Annotated in this window: 1 tRNA gene; it reads left to right on the top strand. The window is 52.7% G+C overall.

From position 1 onward, the window contains the following. Positions 1–148 precede the first annotated feature (148 nt). A tRNA-Arg gene (locus AAEY94_RS20870) sits at positions 149–222 on the top strand. The last annotated feature ends 2 nt before the right edge of the window (positions 223–224 follow it).

Below are 224 nucleotides of genomic sequence, written 5' to 3'. Positions count from 1 at the left end.
GCCGAAGGCGCTCCCCTGCTAAGGGAGTATGGGCTTTAAATCCCATCGAGGGTTCGAATCCCTCCTTCTCCGCCATTCATTAAATAACGTCACGCACATGAAGTGCAGACGATAGCATTATTTATGAATGGCTTGTTTTACCGATTTTGCGCGTGTAGCTCAGCTGGATAGAGTACCTGGCTACGAACCAGGCGGTCGGAGGTTCGACTCCTCCCACGCGCACC

The sequence above is a fragment of the Shewanella sp. AC34-MNA-CIBAN-0136 genome, from assembly GCF_040309945.1.
In the GTDB taxonomy this organism is placed as follows: Bacteria; Pseudomonadota; Gammaproteobacteria; order Enterobacterales; family Shewanellaceae; genus Shewanella.
This window is presented reverse-complemented; position numbering and strand designations above follow the sequence as displayed.